We start from the raw sequence: 1,949 nt of genomic DNA on the forward strand, positions 1-1,949 counted from the left end.
CCTCGTCGTCGCGGGTCTGGTCACGAGCTTCACGCTCGTCACGCTGCTCGGCAGCGTCGTCCTGTCGGTGCTCGGGCTGCCGCAGGACCTGCTGCGCTGGACGGGCATCGTCGTGCTCGCGGTCATCGGCCTCGGCCTGCTCGTGCCGCGGCTCGAGGCGGTGCTGGAGCGGCCGTTCGCCCGGCTCGCGCCGCGCAACGCCCCGGGGTCGAGCCGCGGCGGGTTCGTGCTGGGCCTGGGCCTCGGCGCGGTCTACGTGCCGTGCGCGGGCCCGGTGCTCGCGGCGATCACGGTCGCGGGCGCGAGCGGGAACGTCGGCCCGGGGACCGTGGTGCTGACCGTGGCGTTCGCGCTCGGCGCCGCGGCGCCGCTGCTGGCTGTCGCGCTGGCCGGGCGCCGGGCGTCGGAGCGCGTCAAGGCGTTCCGGTCGCACCTGCGCGGCGTGCGGGCCGTGAGCGGTGCGCTCATGATCGCGCTCGCCCTCGCGCTGTCGTTCAACCTCACCGACGCGATCCAGCGGGCCCTGCCGGGCTACACCGACGGCCTGCAGGAGCAGATCGCCGCCGATCCGCGCGTGCAGCGCGAGCTCGACCTCGGCGGCCTCGTCACGGCGGAGAACGAGGGCCTGAGCCGCTGCACCGACGGCGCGGAGGAGCTCGAGGACTGCGGTCCGGCGCCCGCGATCCGCGGCATCGACACGTGGCTCAACACCCCCGACGGCGCACCCGTCGACCTGGCCGACCAGCGCGGCAAGGTCGTGCTGCTCGACTTCTGGGCGTACTCCTGCATCAACTGCCAGCGGTCCGTCCCGCACGTCGTCGCGTGGGACGAGGCGTACCGCGACGCCGGGCTCGTCGTCGTGGGCGTGCACACGCCCGAGTACGCGTTCGAGAAGGAGACGCGCAACGTCGTCGACGGCGCGCGGCGCTTCGGCATCGAGTACCCGGTCGCGCAGGACAGCGCCTACGCGACGTGGACCGCGTACCGGAACCGGTACTGGCCGGCCGCCTACCTGGTCGACGCCGACGGGCAGGTGCGCCACGTGTCGCAGGGCGAGGGGAACTACGAGGCGACCGAGACGATGATCCGCGAGCTGCTCGTCGCCGCCGACCCGGACGTCGACCTGCCGCCGCGCACCCGGGTCGACGACGCGACCCCGCAGGAGGACGTCACACCCGAGACGTTCCTGTCCGTCGCCAAGCGCAGCAACGTCGCCGGGGAGTACGTGCAGGGGGAGCACACCTACACGCTGCCGACCGACCAGGCTCCCGACACCGTCGCGCTGGGCGGCACGTGGACGACCGGCTTCCAGGGGGCGGACGCCGGCGCCGACGCCGCGCTCCGGCTGCGCTACCACGCGGCCGTCGTGCAGACCGTGCTCGGCGGGACGGGCGAGGTCGGGTTCGTCGTGCGCGACGCCGACGGGCGCGTCGTGGACCGCGGCACGCTCGACGTGGCCGGCCCGCCGCGGTCCTACCCGGTCGTCGACGGCGACGAGGTCGCCGAGGGGACCGTCGAGCTCGACGTCCCCGCGGGCGTGACGGTGTACTCCTTCACCTTCGGGTGAGGCCCGCCGCGGACGCGGACCAGGGGCGTGACCAGCCACGGCGTGCGGGTTCGTCTGCCAGGGTGGTGGGCATGCGGACCCTCACGCTGACCTCGACGATCGCCCTCTGCGCCCTGGCCCTCGCGGCCTGCGCGACCGAGCCGGAGGCTCAGGACGCGCCGACCCCGACGCCGTCCGCGTCGGCCCCCGCGTCGCCCTCGCCCACCGCGACCACCGCGACCGACGTGGCGCCCGACGTGATGCTGACCGAGGCCGCGTGGACGGCCGTCGGTCCGGCGGCCCCGCGCGACGAGTCGACGGGCGTCGTCGACTGGCGCCTGCCGGACGCGTGCGCCGCCGGTGCCCCGACGGACGCGACGGCGATGCGCACGGTCGCGCAGGG

The 1,949-nt window shown here is 75.5% G+C and carries 1 protein-coding gene and 1 pseudogene; both read left to right on the plus strand.

What is annotated here, in order from left to right; genetic code table 11:
* A partial coding sequence (locus HGA02_RS17740) for a cytochrome c biogenesis protein CcdA (protein ID WP_168680562.1) occupies positions 1-1,567 on the plus strand: 1,567 nt, incomplete at its 5' end.
* Positions 1,568-1,638: 71 nt separating this feature from the next.
* A pseudogene (locus tag HGA02_RS17745) lies at positions 1,639-1,949 on the plus strand (hypothetical protein); the annotation flags it as partial.

The organism is Cellulomonas septica, assembly GCF_012396155.1.
GTDB lineage: Bacteria > Actinomycetota > Actinomycetes > Actinomycetales > Cellulomonadaceae > Cellulomonas > Cellulomonas septica.